Raw genomic sequence first — 16,834 nt, forward strand, 5'->3', positions numbered from 1 at the left:
CGCCCCCGCGCGCGTCGGTCTCGATGAGATGGGACGGCCCCACCCCTTGCCCCTCCCCTGAAGGGGAGGGGTAAGAAGTGCCGTCCCAGCCTAGCGTTGCGAAAGGCCAGAGCGCGGAGGAGAACCATGTGTCGAGCACGTCCGGATCGCGCACCAGCGTCACGCCCGCGCCGGCGAGCGCCTGCGCTTCGGCCTCGGTTTCAGCCACGTACGGCGTACCGTCGGGCCCGAACCATGCCGGGATCTGATGCCCCCACCACAGCTGCCGCGACACGCACCAGGGCTGGATGTTCTCCATCCAGTTGAAGAACGTCTTCTCCCAGGTCTTCGGCACGATATCGATCGCGCCGACGCGCACCGCCTCGATCGCGGGCTGGGCGAGCGTTTTGGCGTCGACATACCATTGGTCGGTCAGCCACGGCTCGATCACCACGCCCGAGCGATCGCCGTACGGCGTCTGGATCGTGCGCGGCTCGGCGTCGTGCTCGACGCCGTCCTTGTCGAGATGCGCGATCAGGAAGCCCTCGGCCTTCAGCTGCGCGACGACGGCTTTCCGCGCCTCCGCGGTCGTCAGCCCGAGCAGGTCGGCGGGGATCAGCCCGTCGGTCACTTGCACGACGCGCGCCTTGGCATCGAGCATGTTGAGCATCGCGCCCGCGGCCATGCCGGCGCGCTTGCCGACCTCGAAATCGTTGAAGTCATGCCCCGGCGTGATCTTCACCGCGCCCGATCCGAGCTCGGGATCTGCATGGTCGTCGGCGATGATCGGGATCAGTCGGCCGGTGATCGGCAGCTTCACCTGCTTGCCGATCAGCGCGGTGTAGCGCGCGTCCGACGCGTTCACCGCGACCGCCATGTCGGCGAGCATCGTCTCGGGCCGCGTCGTCGCGACCTCGATGAACCCCGATCCGTCGGCGAGCGGATAGCGCAGGTGCCAGAAGCTGCCCTTGATCTCGCGCGTCTCGACCTCGAGGTCGCTGATCGCGGTGCCGAGGCCCGGATCCCAGTTCACCAGGCGCTTGTCGCGGTAGAGCAGCCCCTGCTTGTGCAGGTCAACGAACACCTTGAGGACGGCCTTCGAAAAGCCCTCGTCCATCGTGAAGCGCTCGTTCGCCCAGTCCATCGAACAGCCCAAGCGGCGGAGCTGCTGCGTGATCTCGCCGCCGCTCTCTTCCTTCCACGCCCAGACCTTGGCGATGAAATCCTCGCGCGACAGGTCGGTGCGCTTCTGCGGCGGGGTCATCGCGCCCATCTGGCGCTCGACGACCATTTGCGTCGCGATGCCGGCGTGATCGGTGCCGACCACCCAGAGCGCGTCCTTGCCCTTGAGGCGGGCGTGGCGCGTCAGGATGTCCTGCAGCGTGTTGTCGAGCGCATGGCCGATATGCAGGCTGCCGGTGACGTTGGGCGGCGGGTTGACGATCGTCCAGGGTTCCGCGTTCGGGCGGTCGGGGCGGAACTGGCCGCTGGCCTCCCAATGCGCGTACCAGCGCGATTCGATGGAGGCGGGGTCGAAGGTTTTGGGAAGCTCGCTCATACCCCGTGCCTTAGCGAGCGTGTCCGGGCTAGACCAGCCTCACGTCCGCGCCCCCGGCTTGTCGAGCACCGCCCGGATCCGGTCGTTCAACTCATTCCGCCGATAGGGTTTGCGGATCAGTTCGAACGACCGGCTGCCCTCGTCGATCGCCTCGTCGGCAAAGCCCGTCGTCAGCAGCACCGCGGTGTGCGGATAGTCGCGCCGCACCGACTGGGCCAGCGTGACGCCGTTCATGCCGCCGGGCATCAGGATATCGGTGAACAGCAGGCGGAATTCGGAGTCCTGACGGAGCGTGTCCAGCGCGGCGCGCGCGCTGTTGACCAGGACGACGTCATAGCCGAGATCCTCGAGGATCGTCCGCCCCAGCTCGCCCACTTCGCGCTGATCCTCGACCATCAGCACGCGCTCGGCGCCGCCCGCATGGGGTGCGATCGGCCCCGCCGTCTTGCGCTCGACCGCGCCGCTCGCACGCGGGAAGTAGAGCGAGAATTCGGCACCGCCCCCGCTGAGGTTGCGCACCGTCGCAAGGCCGCCCGACTGGCGCACGAATCCGTAGACCATCGCGAGACCCAGCCCGGCACCCTTGCCCATCTCCTTCGTCGTGAAAAAGGGTTCGAAGATCTTATCGACGGTCCCGGGATCGATCCCCGGCCCGTTGTCGCGAATGCTCAGGACGACATATTCGCCGGGCTCCAGCCTCGCGACACCGCCATCCTCGGGAAGGACGGCGTTGCGCGTCGTGATCGTAATCTCGCCCGTGCCGTCGAGCGCGTCGCGGGCATTGGCGATGATGTTGAGCAGCGCCATCTCGGCCTGCACCGGATCGACGCGGCAATTCCACAGATCGGTCGCCAGGTCGCGCTTCAGCGTGATTCCACTGCCGATGCTGCGGTCGAGAATTGGCCGAAAATCGCCCAGCAGCTGGTTGAGATTCATCAACCGGTCGCGCAATTCCTGCTTGCGCGCAAAGGCGAGCAGCTGTTGCGTGAGCGTCGCCGCGCGCGAGGCCGAGGTCGAGATCGCATCGACCGCCCGCCGCGCGGATCGATCGCCCGCGTCGATCCGCGCGTCGAGGATGTCGGCATAGCCCTGGATGACCTGCAGCAGATTGTTGAAGTCGTGCGCAATCCCTCCGGTCAGCTTGCCGACCGCCTCCATCCGCTGCGCCTCGTGCAGCGCCTCCTCCGCCTCGCGGCGGCGCGAGATGTCCAGCTGGCTCGCGAAGAAATAGCGCAGCTCGCCGTCGTCGCCGAACACGGGCGAGACGTAGAGCGCGTTCCAGAAGGTCGAGCCGTTCTTGCGATAGTTGAGCATCTCGACCGAGACTTCCTCACGCTTGGCGATCGCGGCGCGTAATTCGCCGACGACCGTGCGGTCGGTCTCGGGGCCCTGCAGGAAGCGGCAATTATAGCCCAGGATCTCGTCCTGCGAATAGCCGGTCATGAACGAGAAGGCATCGTTGCAGAAGATGATCGGATTGTCGGGCCGATGCGGGTCGGTCACCACCATCGGCATTCGCGTGGTCCGCACCGCCGCGAAGAAGATGTCGCTGCTGGCATCGGCCGGCGCGATATCGCCCCGGACGCCCTGAGCGGCGAGACGGGCGGGGATTTCAGGCTCGGACACGCTGTGATCGGACATTTGCCAACAACCATAGCGGAACCGTCACGGTTCCGCTCGTCGTGACATTACAGTCGTTTGGACCAGGACCCGGCGAGCATCGTCCGATCGTCGCAGGTCGGCCGGGTCCCGATACAGGCCGCAGCGCGAAACGCTGCGGCCGGCCCGGTCAGGCTGCTGGTTCATGATCTTGGCGATCTCACGCGCGACCATGTCCTCGACCATGTCGGGCAGGTTCGCGTCGATCCATTCGCGCAGCATCGGGCGCAGCATCTCGCGGACCAGACCCTCGAGTGTGCCGTCGCTGCTTCCCTCGGGCTTGACCATCATCCGCGTCAGCGCCTCGAGCGGCGCACGCGTCGCCGCCGCGGTTTCGCGCGACATGATCGGCTGGGCCGGCTCTTCTGCAGGCTGCGGAGCATGCTGCTGGGGGCGCATGAGAGGCTGTGGGCGCGACATGCGGTGCGACATGAGGCTGGGGCTGGCTGCGCGGCGGCGCCTGGCGTGGTTCCGGCGCGGCGTCGACCGAGGTCAGCACCGGCGATTTCGGCGGGCGGGGGGTGCGGTCAACCATCGGCATCGGGTCGCTCAGTTCGAGGATTTCATCGTCGTCGATCGCGTCGTCGTCGTAATCGGCCGCATAATCGGTGGCCGCCGATGCGGGCATCGCCCGCTGGTGGCGCCGCTGGCGGCTCGGCATGCCGTCGCCTTCTTCGGCAATGATGCGTTTGATCGACGAGAGGATTTCCTCCATCGACGGCTCCGCGCTGATATCCCCCATACGGACCATTCCAAACCCCGTCGCCCCACGCGCCCCTATTGGCGGCTCGGCGCATCCTTACCTGTCGTCAATGCCGGGTTCCTGTCAACCGGGCTGTCGAGCAACGGGTCAAGTTCACGGCGTACGGCGGCGTCCTGCGTGGGCGACTGGACGGTACGCGTCGCGACCGGCACCGGCTCGCCATCACCGCCCCAGTCCCATATCTTCTTGTGGACGCGGTCGTAATTGGCGACCGGATCGTACAACACGCCGCCGTCGAGGCCGAGGTCGCGCGCCTCCGCCTGCCCCATCGCCGCGAGCAGCGCGAAGCCCGCGACATAGGCGTCGCGCCGCGCCGTCACGAGCGTGACCTGGCTGTTGAGCAGCTCCTGCTCGGCGTTGAGGATGTCGAGGATCGTGCGTGTGCCGACGCTGTTCTCCGCCCGGACACCCTCGAGGCTGAGCTTGTTCGCGTTGACCGCGGTTTCGGACGACTGGATCACCTGTTCCGACGAACGCCAGACGGCATAGGCCGAGCGCGCCTGCGCGATCACATTGCGCTCGGCGGCGGTGACATTCTCGATCGCGCGGCTTTGAAACGCCTCGGCCTGGCGGACCTGCGCGGCGGGACGACCGCCCTGGAACAGCGGCATCGTCAGCGACAGGCCAGCCTGTACCGCCTTGTTCGCATTGGGAAAGGTGTTGATGCTGCCGTCGGTCGTCGATGCCGATCCGAGATAGTTGGTGTAGCTGGCGCCGCCGGTCGCACTGATCTGCGGCAGGCGGCTCGCCCGCGCGACACCGACATCGTACCGTGTCGCGTCGCGTTCCTTCGCCGCCGCGATCAGCACGGGATTATTGTCGATCGCTACCGTCACCGCCAGGGCGGGGCTGTCGGGCAGATGCGGGAGGGTCGGCGGCGTATCGAGCGTGCCGGCGGGCGTGCCGACAAAGCGGATATAGTTTTCCCGGCTGGTGATCAGCTGCGCTCGGCCGACTGGAGCTGCGCCCGCGCGAGCGCAAGCCGTGCCTCGGACTGGGCGACATCGGTGCGGGTCAAGTCGCCGACCTGAAACCGGTCGCGGCTGGCCTGGAGATTGATGTCGAGCACGCGAACATTCTGCGTGTTCAGGCCGACGATCGCCTCGTCGCGGATCACGTCCATATAGGCGCCGACGACGTTGGTGAACAGATCGGCCTCGGTACCGCGCAGCGTCGCGCGGCCCGCCTCGACCCGCGTCTTGGCCGCGGCGACCGAGTTGCGCACCTGCCCGCCCTGATAGAGCGGCACGGAGACGTTCGCGCGAGCAACGACCTGACGCGGCAAGGCGATGAAGCTGTTCGCGGCGGTCACGACGAACTCGGTGTAATCGCCGGTCGCATTCGCCGAAGGCAACCCTGAGGCACGCGCGATCGGGACATTCTCGTCGGTCGCACGCAGCGTCGCGCGCTGCGCCGTGATCGTCGGGTTGGTCGTATAGGCCTTGACCAGCGCCTCGCGGAGCGTCTCCGCATGGACCGGTGCAGCGCTGTATAGCAGCGCAACACCCGAGAGCAGACGGCGGACTTGAGCGGCGCGCGGCATGATGTGCCTCAGAACTTGAAGGGTTTGGGTGTTTCGAAACCCGGCAGCGTCACGCACTCGACATCGACGAACGCCGCGAGTGCAAAGCCGCCATCGGTCTTTCGTCCCGATGCGAGCCGGGTCACGCCGCGATCCGCGATCCCGGCGACGATGCGGCCGCCCGACCGGATCTGCGCCACCAGCGTGTCGGGGATCGCCTCGACCGCGCCGTCGATGACGAGCACGTCATAGGGCGCGCCCGCGGCATGGCCCTGTGCCATCGGCCCCTCGACCAGTTCGACCGTCGGCGTGGCGCCCAGCGCGTCGCGCGCGGTGCCGAGCAAGGCCGCATCGCTATCGACCGCGACCACCGTACCGACGATCTCGGCGAGAACCGCGGCAGTGTAGCCCGTCGCAGCGCCGATCAGCAGGACCCGGTCGGTGGCGGTCAGATAGGCCTCGGTGAGCAACCGGCCGGTCGCCATCGGCAGGTTGGCGTAACGACCGCCGCCGAGCGGGATCGGCGCGTCGCGATAGGCGATCGACCGGACATCGTCAGGCACGAACGCCTCGCGCGGCACCCGCGCCATCGCTGCGACGACGCGCTGGTCACTGACCGCGTTGGTGCGCAGCTGGCTGGCCACCATGGCGTGACGCATGACCGCGAAGTCGGGACCGCCGTCGGACGTGCCGACAGCCGCACGCGTGCGGGTAGTGGAGTTCGTATCGAGGCTGATCGTCGTCATGGTCCATCCTGTCGCACAGCTGTTTTAGTTGCGCAATACACTTGTTCGCTTGCGTCAATCTCTACCGTGCCGCCAGCGTCGCGCCAAGCGACCTGTCGCGAATCGCGCGAGACGGCCCGGCTCGGAACGGCACAGAGGTCGGAATGGCACAGGGGCCGGATGCCGGGACTAGGGCGCCCCGCCCGCCCGTGTGACACCGAAATGCCGCGGGCGGGACGCCGAGGGCGCACGCAGAATGCGGCAACACCTCGCTCAGGCGCCTAGCACGGGCGCGCCTGATCGGGCATCGGAATTTCCGCCGGGTCGATGACGGGGGTGGGCGTGGAATCACGGGCGGGATCGATCCTAGGTGCCCGGCGGGCGGGCACCGCGTTGATGATCCGCTCGCTCGTTTCGGCGGGAACCTGCAGCGCCTGGGTCGGCGCGCCGAGCACCGCGGCGCGCGCGCGGACGCTCGCGCGAGAAACGGCGTGCTCATCGCCATGAACCGCCGCGGCGTCATCCCGAGAAACGTGCCGGCGTCGCGCAGGAAATGCGACACGTCGAAATAGCTCGGGTCGATCGCCGAATAGTCGGTGCCGCCAGGCGTCCGGAACACGCGCAGGAACGAGCGCAGGAACCGCGCGCGCCGCAGCAGCATCTTGGGGGTGAATCCGAAATGACGCACCGCCAGCCGCCGCAGCGTGTCGGGGCTGATCGCGAGCTTGCCCGCGACCGCGGCGACGTCATCGCCGCCGTCCTGCCCGATCAGCCGGGTGAGCTGCCGGATCGTCGCGGATTCGCGGTGCGGCGGCCCGAGCAGGTCGCACAGGATGGCATCGAGGATCGGCGCGACCTGATCATCGCGTTCGGCCGCCCGCAGCGCGCTCGTCAGACGCTGGGTCGCCACCGGCCCGAGCGCGTCGGCAAGCGGCACGATCCGGTCGCGATACTCCGCCGCCGACCGGGTGAACAACCGGCTCCAGGCCAGCGCGCTGACCCCGAACCCGATCATGATGCCGCCATTGGTCGTCGCCTTCAGCGCGGTCCCCGTCGGGCCGTACAGCGTCGCCGCCGGCAGGGGGCCGAAGGTCCGCCGGCCGATCGCCACGCTGATCGGCCCCGCCTCGAACGCGAACCGGACATTGGCCGTCCCCGGCAGGAAGCGGTTGACCTGGCCGATGCTGGCCGGACCGGTCGCGCGATAGACATGGTAGCCGGTGATGAGGTCGGTGAGCGCGTCGCAGGGCTGGTCATATCGGATCGCCATCCCCGCGGGCATCGCGAAGACATCGGGCGCCAGCCCTGCGCGGTTCGTTCCCCCGGACACCTGCATCACGTCCAAAAGACACTCCATATGAAGCCAGGGATTGGACCGTATCGTGCCCAATCCATCGCCGACGTGCAAGCCGTCCCCCACTCGGCACCGCACCGCCGTGGCACACCCCACGACTATTTTAGCCCACAAACGCGATCGCCCGGTTGACCCGCCGCACAAAAGCCCGCATTTGCGCGCTCCGCATCGAGGCCCGATGGCGGAGTGGTGACGTAGAGGACTGCAAATCCTCGCACCCGGGTTCGATTCCCGGTCGGGCCTCCAGTTTCATATCCTAATCGTCGCCACATCAAGCGATGCACTGCGGCGTTCGCGTTCGGCGGTGTGATGTGCGCGGATCTGGACGGCGCTTCGCCAGGCATGAGCTCTATCCAGGGACACTTCCCCGCGATAACGCGGCCCTCGCGGCGTCAGACCCCGGCCCCTGATCGACGCCAGGCATCCCGACATTCGATGATAGGGAGGCGGATCCGAAGCGCGACCGATTCGCTTTCACCCTTATTCGCCAGGTACATGTCATGACCCGACCATCGATCGCCGCCGGCCTTGTCGGCCTTGCCATCGCCGCCGCCGGACTGGGCTGTCCGGCCTCGGCCGCGCCCTCCCCGCAGCGCATGCAGCCGCCCCCCGCACCCCAAAAAGCAAACGCGCCCGTCAGATCCAGCGCGAGCACCAACGTCCGTATCAGGGGCCCCGTCTTCGGTGTGAACATTGCCGGGTGCAGCTTTGTCGCCGACGGTACGCTCTGCCCGACGCCGGCGTCGGTCCGCGCCTATCTCGACAAGGGGTTCACGATGGTCCGCCTGCCGTTCAAGGGACCGCAGATGGCGGACCCCGCGATCCGCAGGAAATTGGTGGCAGCGACGCGGGCTGCGCTCGACCGCGGTGCCTATGTCGTGCTCGATCGTCACGACTATAGCTGGCCATCGGTATCCGAACAGGTCGCGTTCTGGACGTCGCTGATGGCGAGCATGCCGCGATCCGACCGGATCATCATCGACCCGATGAACGAGCCGAGGCATTTCGACGATCCGGTGCTGACCAACGACTGGGATCAATGGGCGCGCGATACCAACCAGATCATCGCGGGCCTGCGCGCTGCGGGGATCCGCAATGTCATCGCGCCGGAATATCCCGGGTCGTCCGCCACCTTCCGGCTGCGCAAGCGCGAGGACGCCGCCAAGCCGTCCGAAAGCGCGCTGGTCGCCCTCGACCGCGCGGGCGGGCTGAAGGATCCGCTAGGCCTAACCATCATCAACGGGCACCGCTATTTCGACAAGGGGTCGAGCGGAACCCAGCCGAGCTGCACGGGGACGCCGGGCTATGACAATTTCGCGTCCGAGCTGCGGGCGCGCGGGTTGAAGGGGATCATCACCGAATCGGCGTTCGGACGCGCTGGGGCGATACCGCCGAGCTGCGAGGCGGCAGGCGCAGCGGCGATCGCCTATCTCAAAACCAATGCCGATACGGTCGTCGGCGTGACCTGGTGGGGCGGTGGCGCGGCCTGGAACGAGCGGTATCTGTTCAAGATCGAGCCGAAAAAGGGCAGTTTCGGCCCCAAGCACAAGGACGCCTATCTCGACCGCCTGCTCGGCCGCTGACCCCGCGCGGTTGTGGCCGGGCAGGATAAAATCGGACTTACGATACCCAATTTCGGGACGGCGGCATCACCGCTGGTGCGGCCGTCTCCCGAAGGAAAAGCGCGATTGGGAGTATGCGCACTTCTTGCATTGCCGCACCCAAGTCTCGCCACCGGCCTCATCCACTGAAACAACGCGCCATTCGCCGAGGCGATGCCAGCAGATGAGCATCAGGACACCGCTTCCGCCACGCGCACCGGCTCCGTCGCCGGAACGATGCCGGCGAGCGCGAACGCAATCTGCTCGAGTCTGGTATCGAGCTCCCGATTGTCGAATTCGCGCTCGATCTTGGCGCGTGCCGCCACCCGCATGCTCGCCAGATCCACCTCCCCCGATTCGATTGTCGTTATGATGTCGGCGATCTGTCCGGCATTGCGCTCCTCGACCAGAAAGCCCTCGACGCCGTCGTCGATGAGTTCCGGGATGCCGCTATGCCAGGTGGAGACGGTGATGACGCCGAGCGCCATGGCCTCCATCAGCGACACGGGAATGCCTTCCATGTCGCCATTGTCGGCGAGACGGACGGCAGCAGGAACACGTCGGACCGCTTGAGTTCCGCAAGCACCTCGCGGTGCGGGATCTTGCCGAGGAACGTCACGCGCGCAGGACAGGCCGCAGCAGCCTCGCGCAGTTCCTTCTCCAGCGGCCCGTAGCCGATGATCGACAGATGCGAGTCGCCCGGCGCCGCGCACATGGCATTGATCGCGTAGATCAGCCCCTTTTTCTGGACGAAGCGCGCCGTCGTCAGCAGCCGCAATGGCCCGGCAGCGCCGCGGCGTGGCTGCGGCATCGGAAAGTCGCTGACGTCGACCCCCATCCGGTGAACCGTGATCATCGCCGGGTCAGCACCCCAGCCGATCAGCTTCTTCTTCCACAACTCGCTGATCGGAAGCAGTGATTCGGTCTGGGTGAAGAGGCGGCGGTAATGCGGCAGGAATTTTTTTGACGAGACTATGCTCGGTCACGTCAAGACCATGAAAGACTGTGGCGATCGGGCCCGAGATCAGACCGGCATCGCGCAGATACATGGCCCGCACGCCCGCGGGACCGAAATGCGCGATGATGGCATCGAAATGACCAAGTCCCTGTTCGCCGACACTGAGAATATCGACGATCGGCGCGACAATTCCATCGCGCAAGCCAGTAAGTCCTGCGCGAATTCGCCGTCGGCTCTTGCCGGATTGCGCGCCAAGCAGAAGTCGAGCCGACTTTTTCAGCAAATGCGCGATCGGCGATGAGCCTCCTGTATTCGCGCGAACGGAGACGATACGCGCGGCACCGGATAGTGGATCATCGACAGAAAGATCATGCTGGCCGGTAATGATCGTAACCTGATGCCCGAGGTCGATCATACCCCTGATCTGACGAACGACGAACGTTTCCGAAAGAACGGGATAGTTCGAAAGAAAGAAAGCAATCTTCATGACGTGCCGCCCGGTATATTGAACGAATGATGAAACCGGACTGGCGACGCCACTGGGCAATGCAGCATTGCTTACGAGCGCCGTCGATGCGGTTCACGCCGAGCCAGCACACAGGCGAGTTCAAGCAATTCAACGCCTAGGCGGATACAGAAGAATTTCTCCACGAAAAATTGCGGGTCTATCCGCGATCCCTGTACTTTATCGGGACTTGTTGCCGTCGGGCCACGCTTCCGGCGTTGCTTTGGCGATACCGGGGCGCACGTCCGGTCTATGCGCGCTGGATCAGGTGCAGGACGACACGCCAGAACGGATAGGACGCGCATTGCGGCCAGGTGTGCGGGCACAGCCCTTCGACGTGCCAGCGCACGGCGAGGATCGCCAGCGTCGTCGCGATCGCGGTCGCGAGCGCGGTCAGCCAGCGTGCTTTCAGACCGATCCGCGGTTTGACGCCCCATTCGAGCAGCGCCGCCAGCAGCCAGAACGCCGCGATCTGCCAGCGGGAATAGGTATCGAGCAGCATGAACCGCGAAAGGACCGCCAGGGCCACCAGCCCGGCCGCCAGCAGGATGTTCAGAAGGAACGTACGCATCGCGGTCTCGATCTGGAGGGGGCCTTGGCCGGGACGGGCATGGGAGACAACGCACCCCCTCCCCGACTGTCGTCCCGCGCCTACTGCTCTGAGCACATGAATGCGCTGTCCACAGCAGCGGGTCATCGGACGATAGCTATAGAGAGGTGCGCGGCCCCGGCGCGGGGGCCAGGGATCTCTTTGATCCACATGGCGCAAGGTAAATGGCGGAGAGGGTGGGATTCGAACCCACGGTACCCTCGCGGGTACGCCGCATTTCGAGTGCGGTACGTTCGACCACTCTGCCACCTCTCCGCAAGGTCATCCGAAGTGCTGCAAGCAGCGCCTCCGATCGGTCGAGGGCGGGCCTCTAAATCAGACCTTGCCGCAGTGCAAGAGGGTTTTTGCAATCACGAGCGGCCCGGCTTGTGCGTCGCGAAACAGCGCTTAAATTGTCGCCATGCCCCGCCACGACATCCCCATCGACCCCGCCACCCCCGACATCGCCGCGTCCGATGCCCTCTCGTCCGAGCCGGCACCGGCGGCGTCGGTCGAGGTCGTCGCCCCGCCGATCGTCCATGCGAATTTCTCGATCGGCGACATCGTCCGGCACCGCCTGTTCGATTTCCGCGGGGTCGTGTTCGACGTGGATCCTGTCTTCGCCAATACCGATGAATGGTACGAGGCGATCCCCGAACAGATGCGGCCGAAGAAGGACCAGCCTTTCTATCATCTACTCGCCGAGAATCGCGAGTCGAGCTACGTCGCCTATGTCAGCCAGCAGAATCTGGTATCCGACGCGGGCGACGAGCCGGTCGACCATCCGGGCATCGCCGGATTGTTCACCGACTTTGCCGATGGTCGCTACACGCTGCGCGCCGTCCACCGGCACTGATCGCCTGCCGGGAGCGGCGCCCTGACGCGGCTCCGGCCAGAGCCCGCGATGTTTTAGCCCCCCCGCAATGGCCCTTCTTGGTTGACATCGTCACGCCCCTCGCTTAGCTCCCCGGCTTCTCCCGGCGGACCCTGCGTTCGTGGGGCACATGTATTTGGAAAGTGACAAGGGCCATGTTCGCAGTCGTGCGCACGGGCGGCAAGCAGTATCGCGTCGCCGCCGGAGATAAGATCGTCGTCGAAAAGATCGAGGGCGATGCAGGTGCGTCGGTGACGCTGGGTGATGTGCTGTTGGCGGGCGAAGGCTCGGAACTGCGCTCGGTCGAGGGTTTCACCGTCGCTGCAGAGATCATCGCTCAGGCGAAGGCGGACAAGGTCATCGTCTTCAAGAAGCGTCGTCGTCACAACTATCGTCGCAAGAACGGCCATCGCCAGCAGCACACGATCCTGAAGATCGTGTCCGTCGGCGGCCAGACCGCCAAGCAGACCGAGGCTGACGCCCCGGCCGCTCAGGCATAAGGAGTAGCTTCAGATGGCACATAAGAAAGCAGGCGGCTCTTCGCGCAACGGTCGCGATTCAGCCGGTCGTCGTCTCGGCGTGAAGAAGTTCGGTGGCCAGGCATGCGTTGCCGGCAACATCCTCGTGCGCCAGCGCGGGACGAAGTTCTATCCGGGCACCAATGTCGGCATCGGCACGGACCATACGCTGTTCGCGCTGGTCGATGGCCGCGTCGTGTTCAGCCAGGGCAAACTTGGTCGCAAGTTCTGCTCGGTCGAGCTGGCAGCGAATGATGCCGCCGACATGGCAGTTGCAGCCGAATAACATCGGGTAACCATCCGGGTTGCCCACCAGGGTGACCCGGGTCGCGAAAGCGAACCTGAACAAGGGAGACGGGTCACCCCGGCTCCCTTTTTTATTGCTCCCTCCCCCTTGGCTGTCGCGTCCCGTCATCCTGACGTGGCATGCGCGCAGCGACGACGCGAGAGGAAGAGAGCAATGTTCGCGCGCACGAAGAGACTGACCTTGCGGCCCGGCTGGCCCGAGGATGCGCCCGCGCTGACGCAGGCGATCGGGCACGAAGCCGTGATCGCGAAGCTGACGCGGGCACCCTGGCCCTATTCACTCGGCGACGCGGCGGCCTTTCTGGCGCAGCCGCGCGGCGAGCATCAGCCGCGCTTCCTGATCGACGCGCTCGACCCCGGCGCGCCGCGACTAGTTGGCGGCATCGATATCCATGCATCGCCGGACGGGTACGGCCATGAGCTCGGCTATTGGGTGACGCCCGATGCCTGGGGACGCGGCTATGCGACCGAGGCGGGCGAAGCGGTGATCGCGATCGCCCGCCATGCGCTCGGGCTCCGGCGGCTCGAGGCGTTCCATTTCGTCGACAATCCCGCGTCCGGCCGCGTCCTGGCCAAGCTTGGCTTCCGGCCGACCGGGCGGGTCGAGCCTCGGGCGTCGCGCGGGCGTGGCGGCGAGGCTCAGGCCGTGCTGTTCGAGTTGGTGCTCGATGAGGACCGATGTGCGCCGATGCCGATGGCGGCGTGATTCGCGCATCCCGGCCTTGAAATTGCACCACCCCGGCGAAGGCCGGGGCCCAGTTGGGGAACGTCGCTGACTACGGTCATCGTGTCGCTACTACGACCTTTCCAACTGGGCCCCGGCCTCCGCCGGGGGTGGAATGCTGGGCGACGTATTCGCCGCACATACTTCGCGGGAGGACCAGGGATAGGAAAGGCCGCAACCGTAACTCAGGCTGTGGCCACCGCCCGCTTCTCGACCGGCAGCACCGCCGCCTCATAATCACTTTCGGCCAGCGCGATCAACGCGCGGTCGTCGTGTTTCCAGGGATGGAAACCGGGCAGGAAATAGGCGGCCCACACGCCCGCTATCTTGCGCGCCATGCCCGGGTTGCCGAACGCATACCATGCCATCCGCGCCCAGATCCGCGGGCCCGTCAGCCCGTCCTGCCGCAGCAATTCGGTCATGCCGCGCGCCCGCCCCGTGAAGAAGCGCCACGTGGTGATCAGCATCACCAGCGACTTGACCCGCCAGCGCGTGAACCGCGGCCAGTCGCGCGTCGCGTGCAGCCAGGTGTCATAGGCGACGCCCTTATGCTCGATCTCCTCGGCGGCGTGCCATTGCCACAGCGCCGCCGCCTGCTGGTCACCGCCGGCGAGGTGCCGGGGGTTCGCGATCAGTTCATGCGCGAGCATCGCGGTGAAATGCTCGAGCGCGGTCGTCGCGGCGAGGCTCGCGATCGGCGGGCGCCCCTTGGTCAGTGCGAGCGCGGCGTCGACATCGGCGATCAACGGCGCGACGTCATACCCCTGGTCGGTGACGTGCCGGTTGAACGCGACATGCTCGCGGGTGTGGATCACCTCCTGCTTGATGAACGCATTGATCTCGGCGGTCAGCTTGGGCGGCGTACCGTCGCGAAACCGGCGAACGCTGTCGACGAAATAGCCCTCGCCCTTGGGGAAGGTGACCGACAAGGCGTTGTAAAAGGCCGTCGCGATCGGATCGTCGTTCAGCCACCACCGGCGAATCGGCGCGCCCCGGCCAAAACGACGATCGCGCGGCGTGATCGTCAGATCGACGGGTGTGGTTGCTTTCGCCACGGAAACCTCCAAACAGAGACAGATCGTCATTACTGACACAGTTGTAAGTAGGTTTTTCATTTCGTGACGTCAACACCCCGCAAGCGCCTATCCCCGACCGAATCGCGTGATGCCGCAGTCGAGGCCGCGCGCGCGCTCCTGATCGAAAGCGGTCCCAGCGCGGTCACGTTGAAGGCGGTTGCAGGCCGGATCGGGCGGACGCACGCCAATCTGCTCCACCATTTCGGCTCGGCCGAGGCGCTGCAGACCGCGCTGATCACGCGGATGGCGGCGGACATCGTCGGCACGATCGGTGCCGCGGTGCTGCGTGTCCGCGCGGGCGAGCTGGATCCGCGCGAGGTGGTCGAGATGACCTTCGACGCATTCGGCAAGGGCGGCGCGGGCGCGCTGGCGAGCTGGATGATCCTGTCGGGCAACACCGACGCGCTCGACCCGATTCTCACCGCGATCCACGATCTGGTCGACGAACTTGCCGAGGGCGACATGCCCGGCGACCAGCCGATCCAGGACCAGACGCTGACGCTGGTCCTGATGGCGCTGGGCGACGCGTTGATGGGCGCGCCGATGGCCCGCGCGCTCGGCCTGCCCGCGACCAGGGCGCGCGAACTCGCGCTCGACGCGCTGCTCGCGAGCAAGGACGCCGCCGCCTGCCCGTCGGCCTGAGCAACGCCGACCAGGGCCCGAGTCGCAGAGGCTGGCGATTTTCGCCAATTTCGCTATGGGGCGCGATGCATTTTCTAGACCAAGCCAAGATCTACGTACGTTCGGGTGAGGGCGGCCCCGGTGCCGTCAGCTTCCGCCGCGAGAAATTCATCGAATATGGCGGCCCCGATGGCGGCAATGGCGGCAAGGGCGGCGACATCGTGTTCGAATGCATCGCCGGCCTGAACACGCTGATCGACTTTCGCTACACACAGCATTTCCGTGCCCCGCGCGGCTCGGGCGGGTCGGGCTCGAACCGCACCGGCGCGGGCGGCGAGGACCTCGTGATCCGCGTTCCGCTCGGCACGCAGGTGCTGTCGGAGGACAAGGAAGAGGTGCTGATCGACTTCACGCAAGTCGGCCAGCGCGAAGTGCTGTTCCGCGGCGGCGATGGCGGCCGTGGCAACGCCAGCTACAAGACGTCGACCAACCGCGCCCCGCGCCAGCACGGCACCGGCTGGCCGTTCGGCGAGGCCTGGGTCTGGCTGCGACTGAAGCTGCTCGCCGATGCGGGTCTCGTCGGCCTGCCGAATGCGGGCAAGTCGACCTTCATCAACCAGGTCACGAACGCGCAGGCCAAGGTCGGCGAATATGCCTTCACCACCACCCGGCCGCAGCTGGGCGTGGTCCGCCACAAGCAGCGCGAATTCGTGGTCGCGGACATTCCCGGGCTGATCCAGGGTGCGGCCGAGGGCGCAGGCATTGGTGATCGGTTCCTGGGGCACATCGAGCGGTGCCGCGTGCTGCTGCATCTGGTCGACGCGAACGATGCGGATGTCGGCGAATCCTACCGGATCGTCCGCGACGAACTGGCCAATTACGGCGAGGGGCTGACCGACAAGAAGGTGATCGTCGCGCTGAACAAGACCGACATGCTCGACGCCGAGCTGATCGCGGCGCTGTCGGCCGAACTGGCCGAGGCCAGTGGCGCCGAGGTGATGGCGATGTCCGGCGCGAGTGGTGCCGGTGTGGAGGCCGTGCTCGACAAGCTGATCGGCGAGATCGGCCCCGCGCCGGGCGCGCCGAAGGACCTGGCGGAGGGCGAAGAGCCGGTCGCATGGTCGCCGCTGTAGCGTTCAAAACCGCTCCGTAGCCCGATCATGTACGCCATCGTCATCCCCGCGCAGGCGGGGATCCATAGCCTCAGGGGTATGCGATTCGGTGGTGAGGCCAGCCAATATGGGTTCCCGCCGCCGCGGGAATGACGATAGGGTGTTGCAGGCTATGACGACCTACGGGGAGGACCTACGGGGTCGACCAATGATGTTTCCGCCGTCCTCCTGTCCCCGCCTGATCGTGAAGATCGGTTCGGCACTGCTTGTCGATCCCGACGGCAGTGTCCGGCGCGACTGGCTCGCCGGGCTCGTCGCCGACATCGCCGCGCGGACCCGTGAAGGGCAGCAGGTCGCGATCGTGTCGTCCGGCGCGATCGCGCTCGCGCG

At 66.4% G+C, this 16,834-nt stretch carries 17 protein-coding genes, 2 tRNA genes and 2 pseudogenes; 9 read left to right on the plus strand and 12 right to left on the minus strand.

Annotation, left to right across the window (positions count from 1 at the left end):
* The 6 genes and pseudogenes from NI18_RS07155 to NI18_RS07180 form a co-directional block, all read right to left on the minus strand.
* Window positions 1-1,537 (minus strand): valine--tRNA ligase (locus NI18_RS07155; protein ID WP_128082118.1); only part of this gene is annotated, 1,537 nt, incomplete at its 3' end.
* Window positions 1,538-1,576: 39 nt separating this feature from the next.
* The gene (locus NI18_RS07160; RefSeq protein WP_037529088.1) at window positions 1,577-3,163 is read right to left on the minus strand and encodes a histidine kinase famiy protein; all 1,587 of its coding nucleotides are present in this window, start codon (window positions 3,161-3,163) and stop codon (window positions 1,577-1,579) included.
* Window positions 3,164-3,202: 39 nt separating this feature from the next.
* Window positions 3,203-3,541 (minus strand): DUF2497 domain-containing protein, encoded by a 339-nt coding sequence (locus NI18_RS23110; protein ID WP_306286270.1) that lies wholly within the window; start codon window positions 3,539-3,541, stop codon window positions 3,203-3,205.
* Window positions 3,542-3,973: 432 nt separating this feature from the next.
* A pseudogene (locus NI18_RS07170) lies at window positions 3,974-5,502 on the minus strand (TolC family outer membrane protein).
* A gap of 8 nt (window positions 5,503-5,510) precedes the next feature.
* Window positions 5,511-6,140, minus strand: a complete 630-nt coding sequence (locus NI18_RS07175) for a protein-L-isoaspartate O-methyltransferase (protein ID WP_037529093.1) — start codon at window positions 6,138-6,140, stop codon at window positions 5,511-5,513.
* Between the two features lie 148 nt (window positions 6,141-6,288).
* Window positions 6,289-7,551, minus strand: coding sequence for a hypothetical protein (locus tag NI18_RS07180; RefSeq protein WP_128082119.1), 1,263 nt, complete (start codon window positions 7,549-7,551; stop codon window positions 6,289-6,291).
* 181 nt (window positions 7,552-7,732) lie between these two features.
* On the opposite strand from NI18_RS07180, the gene NI18_RS07185 reads away from it, so the two are divergent.
* Together NI18_RS07185 and NI18_RS07190 are read left to right on the plus strand one after the other, a co-directional pair.
* Window positions 7,733-7,806, plus strand: a tRNA-Cys gene (locus NI18_RS07185).
* A gap of 254 nt (window positions 7,807-8,060) precedes the next feature.
* Window positions 8,061-9,143: a cellulase family glycosylhydrolase gene (locus NI18_RS07190; RefSeq protein WP_084215080.1), complete on the plus strand. Its 1,083-nt coding sequence runs from the start codon at window positions 8,061-8,063 to the stop codon at window positions 9,141-9,143.
* Window positions 9,144-9,352: 209 nt separating this feature from the next.
* Here NI18_RS07190 and NI18_RS07195 read toward each other — a convergent pair whose 3' ends face one another.
* The 5 genes from NI18_RS07195 to NI18_RS07215 all read right to left on the minus strand — a co-directional run bounded on the left by NI18_RS07195 (window position 9,353) and on the right by NI18_RS07215 (window position 11,489).
* Window positions 9,353-9,682 (minus strand): glycosyltransferase, encoded by a 330-nt coding sequence (locus tag NI18_RS07195; protein ID WP_084215081.1) that lies wholly within the window; start codon window positions 9,680-9,682, stop codon window positions 9,353-9,355.
* The gene (locus NI18_RS07200; protein ID WP_037529075.1) at window positions 9,658-10,059 is read right to left on the minus strand and encodes a glycosyltransferase; all 402 of its coding nucleotides are present in this window, start codon (window positions 10,057-10,059) and stop codon (window positions 9,658-9,660) included. The genes NI18_RS07195 and NI18_RS07200 overlap by 25 nt, the downstream gene beginning before the upstream one ends.
* The gene (locus NI18_RS24200) at window positions 10,025-10,606 is read right to left on the minus strand and encodes a hypothetical protein (protein WP_128082120.1); all 582 of its coding nucleotides are present in this window, start codon (window positions 10,604-10,606) and stop codon (window positions 10,025-10,027) included. The genes NI18_RS07200 and NI18_RS24200 overlap by 35 nt, the downstream gene beginning before the upstream one ends.
* Window positions 10,607-10,874: 268 nt before the next feature.
* Entirely contained in the window at window positions 10,875-11,195 is a 321-nt protein-coding gene (locus tag NI18_RS07210) for a hypothetical protein (protein WP_037529079.1), read from the minus strand.
* A gap of 204 nt (window positions 11,196-11,399) precedes the next feature.
* A tRNA-Ser gene (locus tag NI18_RS07215) sits at window positions 11,400-11,489 on the minus strand.
* Window positions 11,490-11,634: 145 nt separating this feature from the next.
* On the opposite strand from NI18_RS07215, the gene hspQ reads away from it, so the two are divergent.
* The 4 genes from hspQ to NI18_RS07235 all read left to right on the plus strand — a co-directional run bounded on the left by hspQ (window position 11,635) and on the right by NI18_RS07235 (window position 13,617).
* The gene (hspQ, locus tag NI18_RS07220) at window positions 11,635-12,069 is read left to right on the plus strand and encodes a heat shock protein HspQ (protein ID WP_084215082.1); all 435 of its coding nucleotides are present in this window, start codon (window positions 11,635-11,637) and stop codon (window positions 12,067-12,069) included.
* Window positions 12,070-12,242: 173 nt separating this feature from the next.
* Window positions 12,243-12,587, plus strand: a complete 345-nt coding sequence (gene rplU / locus NI18_RS07225) for a 50S ribosomal protein L21 (protein WP_031393729.1) — start codon at window positions 12,243-12,245, stop codon at window positions 12,585-12,587.
* A gap of 13 nt (window positions 12,588-12,600) precedes the next feature.
* Entirely contained in the window at window positions 12,601-12,891 is a 291-nt protein-coding gene (rpmA, locus tag NI18_RS07230; RefSeq protein WP_031393730.1) for a 50S ribosomal protein L27, read from the plus strand.
* A gap of 174 nt (window positions 12,892-13,065) precedes the next feature.
* Window positions 13,066-13,617, plus strand: a complete 552-nt coding sequence (locus NI18_RS07235) for a GNAT family N-acetyltransferase (RefSeq protein WP_183936251.1) — start codon at window positions 13,066-13,068, stop codon at window positions 13,615-13,617.
* 203 nt (window positions 13,618-13,820) lie between these two features.
* On the opposite strand, the gene NI18_RS07240 is transcribed toward NI18_RS07235, so the two are convergent.
* On the minus strand, window positions 13,821-14,720 hold the full coding sequence (locus NI18_RS07240) for a metal-dependent hydrolase (protein WP_042467462.1): 900 nt from the start codon (window positions 14,718-14,720) through the stop codon (window positions 13,821-13,823).
* A gap of 33 nt (window positions 14,721-14,753) precedes the next feature.
* Between NI18_RS07240 and NI18_RS07245 the strand changes: the two genes are divergently transcribed.
* The 3 genes and pseudogenes from NI18_RS07245 to NI18_RS07255 form a co-directional block, all read left to right on the plus strand.
* Window positions 14,754-15,353 carry a TetR/AcrR family transcriptional regulator gene (locus tag NI18_RS07245; protein WP_037529082.1) on the plus strand — a complete coding sequence of 200 codons (600 nt, stop codon included), beginning with the start codon at window positions 14,754-14,756 and terminating at the stop codon, window positions 15,351-15,353.
* 65 nt (window positions 15,354-15,418) lie between these two features.
* Entirely contained in the window at window positions 15,419-16,465 is a 1,047-nt protein-coding gene (gene obgE, locus NI18_RS07250) for a GTPase ObgE (RefSeq protein ID WP_037529084.1), read from the plus strand.
* 187 nt (window positions 16,466-16,652) lie between these two features.
* Window positions 16,653-16,834, plus strand: a pseudogene (locus NI18_RS07255) (glutamate 5-kinase); the annotation flags it as partial.

The organism is Sphingomonas sp. Ant20, from assembly GCF_000783375.1.
In the GTDB taxonomy this organism is placed as follows: Bacteria; Pseudomonadota; Alphaproteobacteria; order Sphingomonadales; family Sphingomonadaceae; genus Sphingomonas; species Sphingomonas aerolata.